The following is an 18,615-nucleotide window of genomic DNA, read 5'->3' on the forward strand; positions in this document are numbered from 1 at the left end:
TCTTGGCTGTTGGCGAGATCAGGCAACTGTGGGGGGATATTGGGAAATTTTGCCGACAAAAAATGCGCACCGCTGGTTGGGTGACAACCAGCGGCCCTTCTCACCTTCATTTACAAATAACGGATCCAGGCGGCGGCACTGCGTTTTTTCAACCCGGCGAACCAGCGTGTCGGCCAATACAACAGCAGTGCCAGTAACAGCGTGATCAGCCACACCTCAGCAATACCAGCCACTCCATAGAGCTGGCCCTGATTAGGTCCAAGCCACCACAGCAAACATTGATAGAGCAGCAGTAAGACATACAGATGCAGCAGATAAAAAAACATCGGTGCCGCGCCAAAGTTGGCCAGTACAGTCTGGCATATCACAGGTAGTGGAGTTTCAAACCAGCGTAGTAACAAAAACATCAAGCCGAGGGTTAACAATAAAAAATTCAACGACGGCGGATACTTGGTGAAATTCAGCAGATCCATCACACTGAGTAACATCCCAGCTTGCGGTTGCCAGGGCAAGGTTTCACCATAGAGATTGGCACCGCGCAACCACAACAGCAGTAACAAAGCGCCAACGCCAAGCCGGATTAACCAACGCTGACGTTGCTGTGGCGACAGGCTGGGATGGTACAAGGGGCCAGCCAGATAACCCAACAGGATCACACCAATCCAGGGTAACACCGGATAACTGACTTTAATCGCTGGCCAACCAACACTGGCAGCAGCTTCAACCGTCAGCAGATAGTTGCGGTCGTGCAATAAATTCCAGGCAGTATAGCCCCACTCACCCGGCTGAAAACTGATAGGTGTCAGCAGGTTATGCCCAAACACCAAACCAAAACCAAGCACAGCTAACACCCAACGTGGTAAGGAGGACAACAAGGCCAGCGCCAGCATACTCAAGCCAATGGCCCAAATCACCTGCAGCCAGAGGGTATGATAACTTCCCATCCAGGCAAAGTTGACCAGTGTCAGCTCCAGCGCAATTAAAAACAGACCGCGTTTGACTAAAAAGCTGCGCAGTGACCGTGGTTCGCCAGCCCGTTGCTGTTGATACAACCAGGCAGATAAACCGGTCAGGAACACAAACACCGGCGCGCACAAATGCGCCGCCAGCCGGCTGAAAAATAGCCCGGCGCTGGTGCTGGATAAATCCATCGGATCGGACACTTGCAGGTGCAGCAACAGCCGCTCCCGCACATGGTCCAGCAGCATAATCAGCATCACCAGGCCTCGCATCATATCGATGCTATAGATGCGCTGCCGGATAGCGACTGCTGCTAATGACGTCCCTGGCGCTGTGAACTCAGAAGTCATAACGGACACTGACCTTCAGACTGCGGGGCTCACCGGGTACAGACCACAAGGCGGAATATGAGCTTTGTACATAATGCCGATCCAACAGATTATCGACCACAGCTTCGAACTGCCAATGCTCGCTGACTTCTGCGCTGGCAAACAAGGTCCACAGGGACATGACCGGTAACTGATAAGCCGGATCTACTGAATCCCCCAACCGCTGGCTGCTATACCTTAACCGCCCGCCCAACTGCACCGGCAGCTGCGCGATCTGCCATTGCTGCTGCAAAGTCAGACTAAGGGTATGCTGAGGCACATTCACCAAGCGACTGCCCGCAGGTAATAAAATACCCCAGTCTAAATTGACGGCAGCCGTGGTGGTGCGGGTATCCAGATAACTGTAGGACAACAACGCCTGCAATTGATCGGTCAACATGCTATTCAGATCGAGTTCCAGGCCCTGACTACGGGCCTTGCCCAAAGTGGCAGAGAAACCAACATTCACTGGATCTGAGGTCAGAATATTCGATTTGTCGGCATCAAACAGCGCCAAAGTGCCACTGACCCCAGCCAAGCGGAATTTAGCGCCAACCTCTTTTGACTGACTTTGTTCTGGTGCAAAAGCCCGACCATAAAAGTCTGTGCCACTTAAAGGTAAAAAACCTTCTGAAAAACTACCATAGAAACTCAGTTGATCATTCAGCAGATACACCAGGCCAGCCCGTGGTGAGAGTTGTTGATCGTCATTGCGCGCCAGACTATTTTTTAAGCGCTCATGAATATCCTGCTGATACTGATCAAAACGCAGCCCCAGCAATAACCGCCAGTTGGCCGCTAACTCCAGTTGATCCTGCAGATAAACCCCAAATGCCTGTTGCGACTCTTCATTTTGGTACAACACACTGAGCGCGCCCGGTACTGCCACCCCATACTGCGGGGCCTGGATATTCAGCGCATAACTGCCCTTAGGGCCACGATAGCGCTGCAACTCGGTATAAAGCTGATAATCATAAGCATCGGCGCCTAACAACAAATGATGTGGCATGCCAAACAACTGCAGCTTGCCACTGAATTCAACACGCGCCATCCGATCATCAGATTGATAATCACGATAACGCCGTTGCCGGGTTAAGGTCAGGCCATCGCTGAACACCGATTGTCTGGCCTGTGCCAACTCCGCATCTGAGGAAAAACCATGCAAATCCGAAGTCCGCACTGCCAGGCCAGTGTTAAAATTCCAGGCAGCGTTCAGTTGACGTTGATAGGTGAGTTGATGACCCAGCGCACTGATCCGGGTCGGTCCATCAGCAGGCTCTCCCAGATAACGACTGCGTGGCACTGTGTTAAAATCACCATTTAACACCAGAAATCCACGGTCAAATAATTGATCTTGTTGCAGATATTCAAACTCGTACAACAACGAACTGTCCGCATCCAATTGCCATAACAAGGACGGGGTCAACACTTGTTTATCGCTGCTGACCTCATCGCGGAAACTGCCATAATCCTGCAGCGCGCCGCTGAGCCGAAACGCTAGGTCGGGAGACAGGGCATCGGTGTAATCCGCTTCCAATCGATGCTGCGCAAAGCTACCTGTGCTCAGTTTCAGATAACCTTCCCGCTCAAACTGCGGTTTGCGCGTCAGAATATTAATAGTACCACCAGGCTCGGAACGCCCATACAGCGCCGAACCCGGACCTTTCAGGATTTCCACGGCCGCCACATTGGACAGATCGCGGTGACCGCTAAAACCACGACCAGCACTAAAGCCATTGATCAGATAACCAGATGGCATATTTTCATTACCGGGAAAACCGCGCAGCGAAAAACTATCCCACAAGCCACCGCCATTATTTTGCCGGGCAATACTGGCAGAAAAATCCAGGGCATCCTGAAAACGGGTCAGGGCCAAATCCTGTAACAAAGTGGTCTCTATGGTCTGGATCGCCTGTGGCAATTCGGCAGCCGGTACATCGCCGCGATAAGCCTGATGATAAGTCACACGAATTTTTTCGATATCAGCACTATCAGCAACAAAAGCTGCTGAAGCAGCCGCCTGCGCCAGCATCGGCGTCAAACAGAGCAACAGCGCAAGTTTGGTAGAAAGGAACAACAGTTTCACTGGGCTATCCTGCAATCATTTTGTGATACTATAACATATCTTAAAGCATTCAGAATAGCGCCGCAGTCCGGGCAGGTTTCAAATATGGAATAACAATAGGCTTTTACTCGTCTGGCGTCTGGCAGGTAAACACCAGATGTTTGCGCATATCTTTGAGCACAATGCCGCGTTTGAGCAGTAACGCGCTAAGTTTTTTCTGCCAGACCAGCAGTTGGGGCTGCGCCAGTGCTAACACATCCTCATCGCTAAATTGTAATCTGACCAGCAAAGACTGCGGAAAAGCTTCATATTCCAGGCTAAACCAGCCCTGCACCACACCGGCGAGCGTCGCTTGGGCTTGTTGTTCCAACTGGGTCACAGCAGCCAATACCGCTGCTTGTTGTTTTAATTGCACGACTGAAAGCTTTTTCATGGGTCACTCTATTGGCAAAAGGCGGTAAAGTTTGCCCTGAAAGGCGCGATTTGACAATCAATGACCATCAAAGCATCTGGCCTTAACGACCATGCCAACCGCCAAACCATAGCCGCTGACTTTGTTATGCCGTGACAACGGCTTGGCAGTTTTTTGTTGTGAGCTTGCAACTGGCTGATGTAACAGCAGTTCGCTAAGTGAGGCCAAAAGCTCAGTGGGTACGAAAAGCGGATTTAGAAATGCCTTATTTTGTGAAAATGAAAGGTCCGTTTTGTTACTGTTTGAATGCATTAACAGGCAAATGTGCGATTGTTCTCAACTTTAGAGCAAATCATTTCTCTACTGTAACCTTTTGGCTGGATATGTACCCGAGCCGCGAACCAGTTTGAAGCCGATGATGGCACCATCATCACTTGTTTCAAAATGTATCGTCATGTCTTGTGCTGTGGTGAAAAATGTAGTTTTCGATGTAGGGAAAAGTTCCATGCGCTTAGCGCCGAACAATTCGCTTTGGAAGTAGAGACGCTCTCCTTCGGCAACGACATGAGCAGGCAAGTCCAGCAACTGATAGTCTCCTGCTAGCTGTCGGTTCATCGCAGTATCACCTGGCAGCGAAGCTTTCTCTAACACCTGAAATTCAGGCCAGCCGTACTCTGCAGCAATGCTGCATAGGATCTCGTCGATGAGTGCCGCACCGTTCTGGCTGTTGGTCATTATCACAGCACCTTGACCAGACCGGGTGTAACCATAAAGCTGCGCGCGATACCCTTCAGTACCGCCACTATGACTAAAACTGGTACGATCGCCTAAGTCTTCAACGAAAAAGCCCAAACCATACTCACCCAAACCACGCTTTAACAGCAGCGAAGCACTATTGCGTGCAAGGATTTTAGAGGACTCACCTTCGGTAGCCTTTTGGACTTCAAGTATCACTTGCGCCAAGTCGCTGGGCGTACTCCACAAGCCAGCCGCGGCGGATTCTGGATAAATGTGCCATCCACCTGCGACGGCTTTGCCTGCTTCGTCATATCCTGTAGCTGCCTGTTGGCGCCAATTGAGGGGTAATGATGTGGCGAATGTGCTCTGGTTCATCCCGAGCGGCTTAAGCACCTCTGCTTTCATCAATTGCTCGAACGGCTGTCTACTTGCTTCGGTCATCATCAATTGAATGATGCTGTAACCTCCCCCCGAATAGCGCCATGTGGTTCCTGGCATCAGATCAACCCGGACTGGCTCGGAGTGTGCGGGGGGAACACCATTGAGAATCTCTACCAAGCTAGGTAAAGCCTGCCCCGGCGCATACCCCAGAAATCCATGCACAGTCGTTCCGGCGCTATGATTGAGCAGCATACGCAAACTGATCGCTGTCTCACGGGTGAACTCGTTTGGTGGGATCTTCCAGGAAACTAACTGGCGATTCGCATCCCGGTCTAACGAAAGTTTGCCTTGCTCGACCAGACGCATGGCTCCCATGGCGCTGAGCGCTTTGCTAACCGAACCAGCCTAGAACAGTGTGGTGGTGGCCGCAGTCCTGTGGTTGGCGATATCAGCCATGCCGTAGGCTTTTGCCCATTCGACCCGACCTTGATTTATCAGGGCAATACTCACTGCGGGAACTTGATGATAGGCCATGCGATCCATCAGGTTCATCTGCTGATCCGCAGAACCTCTCACCAGGATCCGGGTAGAGAGTCCCTGCTCGACTTTGTTGATCCGTGCTTGCAGCGCAGCTGTAGCAGCGTCGGCTGCAGCTGACGGCAATACAGCTTGAACTGGCGCGAAAAATCCACATAACAGGAATATCGAGCCACAAAGTAGTGAGTATCGCTTTATCATAATTCCTGTTTAGCAATGGCTAATTTAAGCAATGACGCCCAATTCTTGATGAGAGGTGATGCATATTTCGGATAAATCCGATCAGCCATTTCGGTTGAATCCGATCGCCTATTTCGGTTTACTCCGATCACTTTTAGCTATTTTCCGCAATCGCTGCGCAGAATGCCGAAATACCGTTCTTTTTCTAATTACATCAACTGCTAAGCTCATCCTAACCTTAACGCATTTCGCAGAAGCTGACCATGACTAAAAAGAGAACAGATATGAGCAAACTGAAAGACATGCTGAGACTTCGAACCAAGCGCAGCCCCGATTGCTATCACAGATCTCAGATAGTGACTAACTTTTAGACTCCATTATGCCTGCTAAAATGATGAAAGTTTAATCAAGCTGAGATGCACGAAATGAAATTGAGTTACTTATCGATGCTCGTTGCCAGCGGTTTTTTATTCGGCTGCAAATCTGCTGGCGCTGGTGAAGATACAGAAAAGACCGCTATTGATGCAAGACATTCGGCTGTGGCCTTCACCAACGCCATTATTTATCAACATCAAACCGCTGACACACTGGTGATTAAAGAGGGCCGGATTGCTTTTATTGGTCAAGTTGACGCTGCGCAAAAACAATTTCCACATCTGCACCAGTGGCAGGATTTAGAAGGGGCATTCATCGGTCCAGGTTTTATTGATAACCATAACCATGTGTTTGAAGCTGATGCTGAAATTGGCGGCGATTGTGATCTGTCTGCTGCGCAAAGTATCCGGGGTTATGAGCAAGTGCTGCTGCAATGCAAGCGCGAATTGCCCCTCGAATCCGAAGCATGGTTGATGGGCTATGGCCATGAGCTGGCTCAACTGCTGACGCTGACAGATGAATCGCCATTAGCCATGCTCGACCGCCTGTTCCCAAGCAATCCGGTGGTGATCATGGAACAAACGTCACATTCGATGTGGGTGAACAGTAAGGCATTACAACTGGCTGGGATCAATGACAAATCTGCCGACCCGCAAGGTGGCCGTATCGTGCGTGAAACCGATGGCAGTCTGAGCGGAATTTTGTTGGATAATGCCGGCGATCGTTTGTTTGAAATCGCCTGGAATCAGCAACCGGATTTAGCACAAGCGCACCAGCGCGGGCTGCTGAGCGGACTGCGCCAATTGGCTGAAAATGGCATTACCACTGTCGGCGATGGACGACTGTATTGGAAGCGTGGCTGGCTAGCGACTTGGCAACAGCTGGAAAAACAACAGCAGTTAACGGCGCGTGTCAGTGTTCGCCCCTGGATTTATCCGGCCGATCCAGTGGCGCCGCAGCTGGAATTTTTCCGCAAAGTGTATCAACCGGATCCAACGCGATTGCTGCTGATCAATCAGGTCAAGCTATATAGCGATGGTTTGGTGCAAAATGGCACCGCTCGTTTACTGCAGCCCTATCGCCAAACCATCAATCCCGATCTGCCGACAGGTTTAGATTACATCGCGCCGGATCAAATGAAATGGTGGTTAATCGAACTGGATAAAATTGGCTATGGCGCTCACATCCACGCCATCGGTGATGGTGGCACCCGCAATGTACTTGATGCCGTTGCCTATGCCCGGCAAGAAGGTTCAACCCAGTTATATGGCTTAACCCATCTTGAATTAGTGCAAGCGGATGATTTCAGTCGATTTAAACAATTATCTGTTGATGCAGATATGCAAATTGGCAATGAAGCTACTTTGCATGCCGACCATCATTGGGCTGACAGCTGGTTAGGTCAGCAGCGGGCTGCGCAGTTAATGCCGGTGAAAAAAATGCTTGCGGCCGGAGCCAACTTCACCCTCAGTAGCGACTGGAATGTCAACGCGTTAAATCCACTGCTCAGCATCGCCAATGCGATGGAGTTAACAGGCCAGGCTTTTCCAGATGTGGATACCGCGATTGCCGCCTACACCATCAATGCGGCACAAGCGTTAGGTGTTGCCGAGCAAACGGGCTCGCTCACAGTCGGTAAAGCTGCCGATCTGGTGGTGCTGGATCAGGATATCAGCCGGGCTAAACCGGCTAAAATTCGCCAGACGAAGTTCTTGTTGACCCTGCTCAACGGGAAGGTGGTGTACCAGAGTCCAGATTATTAAGCGTCTGACAAACCAAACCTAACCAACAGCTGATCATGGTGTTGTGCTGGCTGCCAAGCGGCCAGCGTAATTCCAGCCGACGGCGCATGGTCGACAACTCAGTACTCACCTGCAACAACGCCAATCGCCCCTGCTGAATGCCAGCTGCCACCATCAAGGCGGGGAGTAAGGCCACACAATCTGTTTTTAACAGCACAGCTTCGAGCGATGCAAAGTCCGCAATCTGACTAGAGTGGCCACTGTAACCACTTTCATCGGCAGATTGCTGATAATCCTCTGCCCAAATTAACTCGCGAAATGGCGCTAAGTCTGCAACAGCAATGCTGGGCTTTGCGGCGAGCGGATGGTTCGAACGCACCACAAACACTTCATCATAATAACCCACCCGGCAATAATCATAACTGCTGTTATGTAATTCGATACTTTCGTGTAACAGCACCACATCAAAAAGACCATTGGTCAGGCCTTGCGCTAACACTGCTTCACTATGGCTACTGATGCGGACCTGAACCTGCGGTTGCTGCTGCATAAAACCAACAATGGCATCGGTTAACAGTTGTTGTGGTATATGGGGCGCGACACCGACCCCCAGCACCAGTTGCTTATATTGCTGTAAAGCCTGCGCAGCCGCTTGTAAACGGTTTGATTGCGCCACTGTGTGCTGAGCCAGGGGTAATAACGTCTGGCCATCGGCACTTAACTGCAAGCTGTTGCCAGTGCGAGTAAATAACGTCAAATTCAGCTCGGCCTCCAAGTCGGCAATCCAACCACTTAATTGCGATTGGCGTTTACCCAAGACCCTGGCCGCCGCAGAAATTGAGCCTAATTCAGCACTGAGCACAAAAGCTTGCAGGTAATGGAGCGACAACGTATTAAGTGATTGCATGGCCTTAACCTGGATGACAATTTATTGATGTTTAGCACACTGCGCCCAGTGAGCAATATCTGGCACAGAGATAATGGAGCAATTGCAATAAATATAGCTAACAGAGTTGCTTTAATTTTCACGCCAATAGCGGTAAGCCAAGTTCTTTAAGAAACGCATTGTGTTTGTCTCGTGCGTCCTTAATAGTTTGTTCCAGCGTGACTAACTCGGCATTGACAGCTTGCAGGTCAATTTCATCCTCTGCTACCGCCGTGCTGATGTAACGGGAAATATTCAAATTAAAATCGTTCTTTTCGATTTCAGCCATCTCTACCCGACGTGAATAACGACTCTCTTCCTTGCGGTGTTGGTAGGTCTCGATGATCTTGGCAATGTGCGCTTCTGTCAGTTGATTCTGCCGTTTACCCTTTTCAAAGTGCTCGGCGGCATTGATGAACAGTACGTCATCGGGCTTTTTACATTTCTTAAGCACCAAAATGCACACCGGGATACCTGTGGAATAGAACAGGTTGGCAGGCAAGCCGATAACTGTGTCGATGTGGCCGTCTTTCAGCAGTTTGGTGCGAATGCGCTCCTCAGCACCACCACGGAACAGCACGCCATGCGGCAAAATAATCGCCATCACGCCTTCGTCTTTGAGGAAGTGGAAACCATGCAGTAAGAAGGCGAAATCGGCGGCCGATTTAGGCGCTAAGCCGTAATTTTTAAAACGCACATCGTCGCCCATCGCTTCGGTGGGTTCCCAGCGATAGCTGAAAGGCGGGTTGGCCACAATGGCGTCAAAGCTCGGCTTCTTGGCTGGGTTTAATTCACGCAGAATGTCCCAGTCGTTTAACAGCGTATCGCCATGGTAGATCTCGAACTCGGTATCCTTTACCCCGTGCAACAACATGTTCATCCGCGCCAGGTTATAGGTAGTGATGTTCTTTTCCTGGCCGTAAATTTTGCCAATACCATGTGGTCCCATGCGTTTGCGCACGTTGAGCAGTAGCGAGCCAGAGCCAGAGGCGAAGTCGAGCACACTGGCCAGGCGCTCTTTTTTGCCGGTGGCGGGTTCCTGGCTATCCAGGGTAACAATGGTCGATAAGATGTCCGAAATTTGCTGCGGGGTGTAAAACTCGCCCGCCTTCTTGCCGGAGCCAGCGGCAAACTGGCCAATCAGATATTCGTAGGCATCACCCAGTGCGTCGATGTCGGTGGAGAACTCGTTCAGACCTTTGGCTATCTCCGCGATGATGCGGCACAAGGTCGCGTTGCGGTCTTCGTACTTGCGACCAAGTTTGTCTGAGCCCAGGTTAATTTCCGAAAACAGACCATTAAAAGTGCTCTCGAAGGATTCGTTTTCAATGTATTTAAAACCCGCCTGCAAGGTGCTGAGCAATTCGCCATTCTGGGTTCTGGCAAGGTTGGCGATGCTGTTCCACAGGTGCGCAGGTTGAATGACGTAATGCACTTTACGGCGCATTTGTTTTTCAAACTCGGTGATGTCATCAGGGTTGTTGGCATACCACAGTGCCAGCGGTACACGGCGGTCGTCAGCGTCAAGCGTAGGGTAGTCTTTTCCCAGTTCCTTTTTAGCAGCCGTCTCGTAATTATCCGAGAGGTAACGCAGGAACAAAAAGGACAGCATGTAGTCGCGAAAATCGTCTGCGTTCATTGCGCCGCGCAGGGTGTCGGCGATGGCCCAGAGGGTTTTACCTAGTTTGGTGTCGTTCATTTTTTAAGGCGTCTCTTAATCTTGTTTTCAAGGGCATGCAATTCAGCTTCGTCTTGCGCGTCTGCTGCCAATACTTCTTGCTGTTTCCGTTGTTGGTCGTAGTCGAGATAAAGCGCGCTGGTGGTGCTCTCCATCTGTGCGTGGCTGATGCCACCCGCATGAGCGAGTAACGGAAAACCGTTGGAGCTGATGATCTGGCCCACACTCTCTTTCCAGAAGCTCATTCGAATCTCCTGGCGGCTTTTGGCGCGTAGTTCGGCGGTTTCCAGAAAGATCACCACCAGCCGGTTCAGGGTGTCGATTTCATCTTCAGTCAGATAGTTCTTCGCCACGAAGATATCCGTTTTGCGCACCTTGTCGCCCTGCCAGACGCGCAGACCGAAATGCGGATCAGCAGGATTCGCCCGTGCCGTAATCAGTTCGGCGGCCGTGTTTTGTGTGACGGCATAGATAAGCAGGTTTTGCACCGTGGCAAAAAACAGCTGCGTGGCTTTGTCGCTTTTGTCGTAGTCGCTGGCTAGGGCAAAGAGGTCGCGTACCTTTTGGTAAAAGCGCTTTTCAGAGGCTCGTATGTCGCGAATGCGCGCCAGCATCTCATCGAAATAATCCGGGCGGCCATCCGGGTTCTTCAGCCGCTCGTCGTCCATCACAAAGCCCTTGGTCAGATACTCCTTCAGTACCGTGCTGGCCCAGCGCCGGAACTGCACGCCGCGCTTTGAACGCACGCGGTAGCCCACGGCCAGGATGGCATCAAGGTTGTAGAGTGTAACTGGACGCTGCACCTGCCGGCTGCCCTCGGTTTGAACTGTCAAGGATTCCTTGACAGTTGCCGCCATGTCCAGTTCCCCATCCTCGAAGATGTTCTTTAAATGCAGGGAGATATTCTGCTTGGTGGCATCAAAGAGTTCAGCCATCTCAAGCTGGGTCAGCCAAACTGTGTGCTCCTGCGCCCGCAGTTTGATTTGGCTTTTGCCGTCTTCGGTGGTGTAGAGGATCAGGTCGTTCATAATGTTGATGCGCCCTCGGATTCTGATGTCGTTATGGGCGATGGTGTGCTTGGGAACAGCGTCGGGTTAAATGGATAGCGGTTGATGAAACTATGCAGGATTTCCCTGAAGTAGCCTTTGTTTTCTTCCAGCATTTCTTGAGGTTCATACAAGGAATAGTTGCCATGGCTCAGGATGTTGACGAGGCGCGTGTGCAAGACACCGTCTTCATCGTCGGCACCTTGTTTGATGCACGCGGAAAAGTTTTCATAGCCGTGAAAGCTAGCCGTTTTTTCAAGAATCGAACGCAGCATATTAAAATGGTGCGTGTACAGCCTGCCGGATTGTTCTGCCTCGTATAGGGCCGCAAGGGTGGCAACATGATGGAAAAAAGGGGTGTCGCCTGTCTCGCGGACAACGTAACTACCTGGCTGTTTGTCTTGGCTTAGGAAATATCGCTTAGCCCGTTTTAGTTCATTGCATAACACGTTAAAAAACAGAGTGTGATGCGTTGATATCACCGTCTTGAGGTGGCTGTCTTCCTTCTTGAGCAGTTGAGCTAAATGGTTTGCCACGGTGATTGCGTTGTGCTCATCCAGTGAAGAAATAGGGTCGTCGATGTAAATGTATTTGACCCATTTGTAAGCTTCGATACCGTCCATTGCGAGCTGCACCACGGCAAGAAAAAAACACCAAATGAAAATGTTTTCCTCGCCGCGTGAGACTTTAATATGTGTTTCAGTTTTGGTCCGTTCCTCAGTCTGAGGTTCTGCATTCTCAACATAAGCGGGATTAGGAACTTTTCGGGAGAAGATGACCTCCCATTTTTCGGTGTCAATTCGGAAATCAAAGTCTGTGTAACGACTGAGAAAGGGACGAATACGGGTATCCATCTCGAGTTCCCAGAGTGAAGTAATAAAGCGAGACTCTGGATTGATCTTCAGTTTTCTCTCACGATCTTCTTTGAGGTCGTTGTCCCATGAGAATAGGTCTTCGGTAAAAGCATTGAAATACAGGGTGTCGGGTTCATCCTCGACTTTGCCGAGCTCCTTGAAAGTGGAGGAAAGACGCGTTTTTCCTGTCCCATTGTAGGCATATAGGAGAATGAACTTCTTCGTGGTGAGTTCCTGACGGAGATGAGCCGCCAAATCCGTCAAATTGGCAAATGGTGGAATGCTCATCCTTCAACTTCCTCTACCGACGGGAAAAGCTGCTGCATCAGTCCTTTTTTGTGAGCCTTGAGAGCTTCGAGCTTATCACTTTCGGCTTTGATCAGGACATCGATGGAGGAAAGACAGGTTGATATTTTGCGCTGCTCAGAAGCTGCGGGGACAAGCACACGCTGAGCCTTCAATATACTTCCGGTGATGAGAGGCTGTCCTGAACCAAAAATTAGCTTATTGATGTTAATATTCCCGAGGTAATGGAAGATATAGTCGATTGTTGCCGCTGGCTTGAGAGCGATGACGAGGGTGTTATCGGTCACGCCATACTGACCGCTGGCCTTTGTTAAATGCCCAGCATTAGCACCTACTCGCGCAACGAGAATGTGAGGTGTGTCATAACTGGCTTTGGACGTTTTGCCAATGACACCTGTTGAACCATAAAGATCACATACTCCGTCAGAATCCCTCACATCTTTACCAGAAGAAACGCTAAAACATAGATCCCCGAGGGTGACATTCTCCCACTCCCCGGCGTTTTGGAATTCGGGGAAGCGGAGGCGGGGTTGGGTTTCGCCTTCGCGGGGGAAAAGCTGTTGCATCAGCCCTTTTTTATGGGTCTTGAGCGCGACCAGTTTCCGGGCTTGGGCGGCCATCAGCTCGTCCACGGAGCTCAGACACTCGGCGATTTTTTGTTGTTCGGCGATTTTAGGGTAAGGGATCGGGATCTTATCGAGCATTGCCTTGTTTAACTTTGGCTGAGCCATCCCAGTGATGAAATCGTCCAACTTGATTGAGTTCAGATAGACCTCCACAAACTTCTGTGTGCAGGAATTCTCGAATTTCAATACGTGGGCGTGGTTGTTGACCCAAGTCTTCCCTGAGATGGGAAATGCAATTGGATAAATCCTCGCAACCAAATTAGCGCCGTCTTCTGAAACGCAGAGCAAGTCTTCATCAAAGATAAATCCTTCAACGTAATCGACGATTCCAGACGCCCCGTAATATGGGATATCCCCCGCTTCTCTGTCACTTGACGTAATTGGTCGGCGCCGGTTATCGAGATTCTGTGCAGCCTTACCAAGAGGCCTCACCTCCCACACATCCTTCCCGCGAAACTCCGGAAAGCGCAGCTTCGGCACCAACGAAGTTTTGCCGTCTTTCTTCGTGGAGGTGTTTTTCGTTGTATTACTCATACGCACTAAGTCCTGAAATATCGCGGCCTTGGGCGCGTTTGGTGAGTAGTGGGTACAGATCTGCCATTAGCGCAAGTTCGGCCTGGGTGCGAGCTTTCCAGCCGAGATCCAGCGGCGCCATCAGGTCGCTGAGTTGATCGCCGTCGAAAATCATCCGTTGCAAGATGCCATCGACAAAGCTTTGCAGGGCGGCGGTTTCCAGGCCGTGCTTGCTGGCTATATCTGCCAGTTCGGCGGCATCTTTTCTGGTCTTAAAGCGGATGTAGCCGTCGCGAATGGCTTGTTCGCTTAAACCTTCGCCTGCTTTGAGGGTGGCGATATAGGCAGCGATGTCCTCGCGCTCGTTGATAAACTTGGCATCGGACTGAATAAGCGCAATAAGCTGCTCGCGGCTCATCGTCGATTTGCCGGGGCCTTTGGCTGAAAACTTAGTGATCAGACCCATGATATAGTCATAATCAATCAGCGAGGAAGCAAACAGCACAAACTCGAAATCGAGCTGATCCACGTTGCTCGGCTCGGGTTTGTTGCTGCCTTTGCCCTGTTGGGCCTGTTGTTTCAGCCGCTGCGCGGTTTCCAGATAGGCACCACGAAAGCCAAGCAGGTTTTCCTTCGGGATAATCTGTTCGATAGCGGCGGCGTTATCCTCGGTTAAGTCGGTGTATTGGTCGAGCTGGGTTTTCAGCCGTTGCACTTCCTTGAAGTGGTTAATAAAAGCGGCGCGGGCTTCGTCGCCCTTCAGGTTGTGCACGGCCTCGGGGGCTGTATCTAAACCCTGGGACTTCATAAAAGCGTCAAGCTTTTGCACGGCGGCATCCAGTTTTTCGATCACCACCGGGGCTTTATCTACCAGCCAGATTTCACGGGCCTGCTCGCCGGCGCTTTCGCCGGAGAACAGCGCGATGGCGGCATCGACGTTATCCTGCTGCTGACGGAAATCGAGGATGTTGCCGAATGGTTTTGTGCCGTTAGGCTTCTTATCCTCGGCCTGAATACTGTTAAGCACGCGATTGGTACGCGAGAAGGCCTGAATTAAGCCGTGATGCTTCAGGTTTTTGTCCACATAAAGCGTATTCAGGTATTTGGAGTCAAAACCAGTGAGCAGCATGTCGACCACAATGGTGATATCGATTTTCTGCGTATGCGGATGGTCGCTATTGGGCCATTGCTGGTCTTTGATGCGCTTTTGTACATCCTGATAGTACAGATCGAACTCGCTGATGCTGTGGTTGGTACCGTAGCGGCTGTTGTAGTCAGCCAGGATGGCTTTCAGCGCCGCTTTTTTCTGCTCTGGTTCAACGGCGTTGTTTTCTTTTTCCGTCGGCAAGTCTTCCTGGATTTGCTTCACATCGGCATCGCCCTCAGCGGGCGGCGAAAACACGCAAGCGATGTTCAGCGGCTGAAAGTCTGGATCGGCGGCCTGCTTTTCAGCCTGCACGGCCTTGAACAGAGCATGGTATTCAATGGCGTCGTTGATGGATGAAGTGGCAAGCACGGCATTAAAACGGCGCTGGGCGGTAGCGGCGTCGTGCTTGGCCAGAATGGCCTCGATCACGGCACGTTTGGCGATGGCCTCGCCGGGCTTGGCTAGCGTTTTGCCTGCCTCGACCTTGGGCTTGAAGTAATCGACATGGAAACGCAACACGTTGCCGTCTTCAATGGCGTGGGTAATGGTGTAGGCATGCAGTTGCTGCTGGAACAGATCTTCGGTGGTCATCATGGAAGCCACCTCGCCATCGATCATAACCCGACTGGCATTACCGTTTTTTCCGCCAAAGATGGGGGTACCGGTAAAGCCAAACAGCTGGGCCTTGGGGAAGAACTCTTTGATCGCCTTATGGTTCTCGCCAAACTGAGAGCGGTGGCATTCATCGAAGATAAAGACAATACGTTTGTCGCGCAGCGGCTCTAGCTGCTCTTTGTAGGTGGCTTGGCCGCTTTTGGCGCGCAGCTGGTTGCGCTTGCTGTTTTCATCCAGCGCCAGGCCAAGCTTTTGAATGGTGGTCACAATCACCTTGTCGGCGTAATCGTCTGACAGCAGGCGACGCACCAGCGCGGCAGTGTTGGTATTTTCCTCGACGCAGCCTTGCTGAAATTTGTTGAATTCCTCGCGGGTTTGCCGGTCGAGGTCTTTGCGATCGACCACAAACAGGCATTTCTCAATGTCGGGGTTGTCTTTGAGCAGCGTCGAGGCCTTGAAAGAGGTCAGCGTTTTGCCGCTGCCGGTGGTATGCCAAATGTAACCATTGCCGCAGTTCTGGTGGATGCTGTCGACGATCTGCTTCACCGCATACACCTGATACGGCCGCATCATCATCAACTTTTGCTCGCTGGCGATCAGCACCATATAGCGGCTAATGGTCTGGCCGAGGGTGCATTTAACCAGGAAGGTTTCAGCAAAACTATCGAGGTGGGTGATCTTGTTGTTCTTCTCATCAGCAAACTGATAAATGGGCAAAAAGCGCTCGTCAGCATTAAAGGCAAAGTGACGGGCGTTGTTGTTGGCGAAATACCAGGTGTTGGTGCGGTTGCTAACGATAAAGAGCTGCAGGAAGCACAGCAACGTTCTGCTGTAGCCATTGCCTGGGTCGTTCTTATACTCAACAATTTGTTCCATGGCACGGCGTGGACTGATGGTGAGGGTTTTCAACTCAATCTGTACGCAGGGTACCCCGTTGATCAGCAAGATAACATCGTAACGATGGTGGCTGTAATCGGAGTTGATGCGCAGCTGGTTAATCACCTCAAAGGTGTTTTTGCACCAGTCTTTAATGTTGACCAAGGTGTAGTTCAGTGGCGTGCCGTCGTCACGGGTGAAACTGTTGCGCTCGCGTAAGGTGCGTGCGGCGGTGAACACATCAGGGGTGACGATCTCTTCGAGCAAACGTGAGAATTCGCTATCGGTAAGCCGCACGCGGTTGAGGGCCTCAAATTTTTCACGAAAGTTCTGCTCCAACGTGGCGCGGTCGCGGATGTCTTTACGGTATTCGTATTTGAGGCTTTCAAGTTTGCCGATGAAGCCGTATTCGATGCTGTCTTCTCGCACGCAGGAACTCGGGTTTACAGAGGGCTGGCTGTACGAGCCCTTATGCTCTGGCGATGAGTCGATGACGCTTTGCTCGATTTTTTTTGGGGTCATGTAAATATCCAGTAATAACCAGACCTTGCAACAACTAAGCATACTCAAAAAATCACTTAGCAATGTTCTCGGCAAAGGTACTGTTTTTATGCAGTTAATTTAACGTATTCAGAAACAAAGAGGTAGATGTGGTTAGCCTGTAATGTACTGGCCTGGACAACAAATAGCAGCGGTCAGCTAACATTGGCTACATCGTTGTCATCTAAACACTGAGCCTCAGCATCAACACGAAATGAATACTGCAAGCTTTTATAGCTTTTTCACCATGCGGCAAAATCTCGAAATTTTCGACAGCTATTCATTCTTTTACCCCAACAAAATCCGCTTTCAGTGAAAAACAACAATTCAAAAAAGTCAGAACCATCGTCAACAACTACCGCAAAGTGACTATTCAAAAAAATCTATTTGGTTAACTTCAAAACGGCTTGCATCTAAGCTGGCGTGTTACGAACTGCCCAAGCTTGACGTGTAATAGTTTTTTAATAAAAATCTTATTTTTTAATACCCGAAAACATCAACAATACTGCCCCGCCACCCAGCCGCTGGACCAGGCCCATTGGAAGTTGTAGCCGCCTAACCAGCCGGTGACGTCTACTACTTCGCCGATAAAATATAAGCCGGGTTGTTTAGTTGCCGCCATGGTTTTGGACGACAGTTCTTTGGTGTCGACGCCGCCTAGCGTGACTTCGGCGGTGCGGTAGCCTTCGGTGCCGTTTGGTTTGAACACAAAGTGGTGCAATAGATCAGCGATGCGCTGGCTGCTTTTGGCGTTGAGGGCTTTCAGTGGCTGATTGGTCAATAGGTTCTGTGCCAGTAACTTTTCCACCAGCCGTTTGGGTAATAACCGCGCCAGGGCCGTTTTTAATTCCTGCTCCGGGTGTTTTTGCTGCGCATCCTGCAGAAACTCCAGCACCGACTGGCCCGGCGACAAGTTGACAGTGACGGCATCGCCCGGTTGCCAGAACGACGAAATCTGTAAAATGGCCGGACCGCTTAAACCGCGGTGGGTAAATAGCATATCTTCGGCAAACTGGCTGTCATTGGCCTCTGCGGTCACCGGCAAGGATACCCCGCTGATTTCTTCGTACAAGGCTTTATCATCCGGTTGCCAGGTCAGTGGCACCAGTCCGGCGCGGACCGGTAACACCTGCAGGCCGAATTGTTCTGCCAGTTGAAAACCAAAAGCACTGGCGCCTAAATTCGGCAAACTTAGACCGCCGCTGGCGACCACTAAACTCTGACAACTGCGGCTGATGCCGCTGGTCTGCAGCAGATAACGTTCAGCCTGGAAGCTGACTGCACTGATGTCTTGTTGCAACGCAATCTGCACGCCGGCTTTATCACATTCCTGCTGCAGCATATCGACGATATCTTTGGCGCTGTTGTCACAAAACAGCTGGCCCAGCGTCTTTTCATGGTAGGGAATACCATATTGCTGCACCAGCGCGATAAAATCCCACTGGGTATAACGGCTTAAAGCAGATTTACAGAAGTGCTTGTTTTGCGAGAGGAAATTAGCCGGACTTGCATAAATATTGGTGAAATTGCAACGGCCACCACCCGACATTAAAATTTTCCGGCCTATCCGCTTGCCATTATCCAGCACCAGGGTTTTGCGGCCACGTTTGGCGGCTTCAATGGCACAAAATAAACCGGCAGCACCAGCGCCAATCACAATTACATCCCAGTTTTGGGTTGGATTTGACATCATTCTTCTCTTTCAAGTCATGGCAAGCTGCGGTGACAACC

At 50.7% G+C, this 18,615-nt stretch carries 13 protein-coding genes; 1 reads left to right on the top strand and 12 read right to left on the bottom strand.

What is annotated here, in order from left to right:
- Positions 1–110: 110 nt before the first annotated feature.
- The 5 genes from AC53GJ_RS18950 to AC53GJ_RS18970 all read right to left on the bottom strand — a co-directional run bounded on the left by AC53GJ_RS18950 (position 111) and on the right by AC53GJ_RS18970 (position 5,476).
- The gene (locus AC53GJ_RS18950; RefSeq protein ID WP_496729956.1) at positions 111–1,310 is read right to left on the bottom strand and encodes an acetyltransferase domain-containing protein; all 1,200 of its coding nucleotides are present in this window, start codon (positions 1,308–1,310) and stop codon (positions 111–113) included.
- Entirely contained in the window at positions 1,300–3,414 is a 2,115-nt protein-coding gene (locus AC53GJ_RS18955) for a TonB-dependent siderophore receptor (protein WP_496729957.1), read from the bottom strand. The genes AC53GJ_RS18950 and AC53GJ_RS18955 overlap by 11 nt, the downstream gene beginning before the upstream one ends.
- Before the next feature lie 103 nt (positions 3,415–3,517).
- The gene (locus AC53GJ_RS18960; protein WP_496729958.1) at positions 3,518–3,826 is read right to left on the bottom strand and encodes a hypothetical protein; all 309 of its coding nucleotides are present in this window, start codon (positions 3,824–3,826) and stop codon (positions 3,518–3,520) included.
- A gap of 339 nt (positions 3,827–4,165) precedes the next feature.
- Positions 4,166–5,290, bottom strand: coding sequence for a serine hydrolase domain-containing protein (locus AC53GJ_RS18965; protein WP_496729959.1), 1,125 nt, complete (start codon positions 5,288–5,290; stop codon positions 4,166–4,168).
- Between the two features lie 39 nt (positions 5,291–5,329).
- Entirely contained in the window at positions 5,330–5,476 is a 147-nt protein-coding gene (locus AC53GJ_RS18970) for a hypothetical protein (protein WP_496729960.1), read from the bottom strand.
- Positions 5,477–6,066: 590 nt separating this feature from the next.
- Between AC53GJ_RS18970 and AC53GJ_RS18975 the strand changes: the two genes are divergently transcribed.
- Positions 6,067–7,779: an amidohydrolase gene (locus tag AC53GJ_RS18975; RefSeq protein ID WP_496729961.1), complete on the top strand. Its 1,713-nt coding sequence runs from the start codon at positions 6,067–6,069 to the stop codon at positions 7,777–7,779.
- Here the strand turns inward: AC53GJ_RS18975 and AC53GJ_RS18980 are convergent.
- The 7 genes from AC53GJ_RS18980 to AC53GJ_RS19010 all read right to left on the bottom strand — a co-directional run bounded on the left by AC53GJ_RS18980 (position 7,742) and on the right by AC53GJ_RS19010 (position 18,574).
- Positions 7,742–8,665, bottom strand: a complete 924-nt coding sequence (locus AC53GJ_RS18980) for a LysR family transcriptional regulator (RefSeq protein WP_496729962.1) — start codon at positions 8,663–8,665, stop codon at positions 7,742–7,744. The two genes, AC53GJ_RS18975 and AC53GJ_RS18980, sit on opposite strands and share 38 nt — an antisense overlap.
- 118 nt (positions 8,666–8,783) lie before the next feature.
- Entirely contained in the window at positions 8,784–10,382 is a 1,599-nt protein-coding gene (locus tag AC53GJ_RS18985) for a type I restriction-modification system subunit M (RefSeq protein ID WP_496729963.1), read from the bottom strand.
- A complete protein-coding gene (locus tag AC53GJ_RS18990; protein ID WP_496729964.1) occupies positions 10,379–11,389 on the bottom strand; it encodes a virulence RhuM family protein in 1,011 nt (336 codons plus the stop codon). The genes AC53GJ_RS18985 and AC53GJ_RS18990 overlap by 4 nt, the downstream gene beginning before the upstream one ends.
- Complete coding sequence (locus AC53GJ_RS18995; protein ID WP_496729965.1) at positions 11,386–12,549, bottom strand: AAA family ATPase; 1,164 nt, start codon at positions 12,547–12,549, stop codon at positions 11,386–11,388. The genes AC53GJ_RS18990 and AC53GJ_RS18995 overlap by 4 nt, the downstream gene beginning before the upstream one ends.
- Complete coding sequence (locus AC53GJ_RS19000; RefSeq protein ID WP_496729966.1) at positions 12,546–13,727, bottom strand: restriction endonuclease subunit S; 1,182 nt, start codon at positions 13,725–13,727, stop codon at positions 12,546–12,548. The genes AC53GJ_RS18995 and AC53GJ_RS19000 overlap by 4 nt, the downstream gene beginning before the upstream one ends.
- Positions 13,720–16,866 carry a type I restriction endonuclease subunit R gene (locus AC53GJ_RS19005; RefSeq protein WP_496729967.1) on the bottom strand — a complete coding sequence of 1,049 codons (3,147 nt, stop codon included), beginning with the start codon at positions 16,864–16,866 and terminating at the stop codon, positions 13,720–13,722. The genes AC53GJ_RS19000 and AC53GJ_RS19005 overlap by 8 nt, the downstream gene beginning before the upstream one ends.
- A gap of 514 nt (positions 16,867–17,380) precedes the next feature.
- Positions 17,381–18,574 (bottom strand): BaiN/RdsA family NAD(P)/FAD-dependent oxidoreductase, encoded by a 1,194-nt coding sequence (locus tag AC53GJ_RS19010; RefSeq protein ID WP_496732822.1) that lies wholly within the window; start codon positions 18,572–18,574, stop codon positions 17,381–17,383.
- Positions 18,575–18,615 lie beyond the last annotated feature (41 nt).

This window comes from Rheinheimera sp. B2H12, from assembly GCF_059620065.1.

Excerpts from the sequence above, each read along its gene's own strand:
- AC53GJ_RS18995 (WP_496729965.1), bottom strand. The coding sequence starts at position 12,549 with ATGAGCATTCCACCATTTGCCAATTTGACGGATTTGGCGGCTCATCTC.
- AC53GJ_RS18975 (WP_496729961.1), top strand. The coding sequence starts at position 6,067 with ATGAAATTGAGTTACTTATCGATGCTCGTTGCCAGCGGTTTTTTATTC.
- AC53GJ_RS18985 (WP_496729963.1), bottom strand. The coding sequence starts at position 10,382 with ATGAACGACACCAAACTAGGTAAAACCCTCTGGGCCATCGCCGACACC.
- AC53GJ_RS18990 (WP_496729964.1), bottom strand. The coding sequence starts at position 11,389 with ATGAACGACCTGATCCTCTACACCACCGAAGACGGCAAAAGCCAAATC.
- AC53GJ_RS19010 (WP_496732822.1), bottom strand. The coding sequence starts at position 18,574 with ATGTCAAATCCAACCCAAAACTGGGATGTAATTGTGATTGGCGCTGGT.
- AC53GJ_RS19005 (WP_496729967.1), bottom strand. The coding sequence starts at position 16,866 with ATGACCCCAAAAAAAATCGAGCAAAGCGTCATCGACTCATCGCCAGAG.
- AC53GJ_RS18950 (WP_496729956.1), bottom strand. The coding sequence starts at position 1,310 with ATGACTTCTGAGTTCACAGCGCCAGGGACGTCATTAGCAGCAGTCGCT.
- AC53GJ_RS18965 (WP_496729959.1), bottom strand. The coding sequence starts at position 5,290 with ATGCGTCTGGTCGAGCAAGGCAAACTTTCGTTAGACCGGGATGCGAAT.
- AC53GJ_RS18960 (WP_496729958.1), bottom strand. The coding sequence starts at position 3,826 with ATGAAAAAGCTTTCAGTCGTGCAATTAAAACAACAAGCAGCGGTATTG.
- AC53GJ_RS19000 (WP_496729966.1), bottom strand. The coding sequence starts at position 13,727 with ATGAGTAATACAACGAAAAACACCTCCACGAAGAAAGACGGCAAAACT.
- AC53GJ_RS18970 (WP_496729960.1), bottom strand. The coding sequence starts at position 5,476 with ATGAACCTGATGGATCGCATGGCCTATCATCAAGTTCCCGCAGTGAGT.
- AC53GJ_RS18980 (WP_496729962.1), bottom strand. The coding sequence starts at position 8,665 with ATGCAATCACTTAATACGTTGTCGCTCCATTACCTGCAAGCTTTTGTG.